Annotated in this window: 1 protein-coding gene; it reads right to left on the bottom strand. The window is 52.0% G+C overall.

What is annotated here, in order from left to right; all coding sequences use genetic code 11:
* Positions 1-223, bottom strand: a 223-nt coding sequence (locus AAC854_RS24920; RefSeq protein WP_422824137.1) for a type VI secretion system baseplate subunit TssF, incomplete at both ends; no start/stop codon positions are given.

Below are 223 nucleotides of genomic sequence, written 5' to 3'. Positions count from 1 at the left end.
CTGCTGCATCCGGCGGCTGAGGGCGCGATCATGTCCGGCATAACAATCATACAACCGGAGAAAATCTTTCAGGGATTCGGCATGGAAAAGTAAAAATGGCGGGCAGTTTAAAAGGTTAATCAGCGACCAGTCCGATTTGCCCATCACCATCGGCGGAAAATCGGGGGAAACCGGGGTGATATTGCGGGCGTATAAATGGGCAGGCACCGATTCTTGTGTCAAC

The organism is Xenorhabdus entomophaga, assembly GCF_037996725.1.
Classification (GTDB): domain Bacteria; phylum Pseudomonadota; class Gammaproteobacteria; order Enterobacterales; family Enterobacteriaceae; genus Xenorhabdus; species Xenorhabdus khoisanae.
This window is presented reverse-complemented; position numbering and strand designations above follow the sequence as displayed.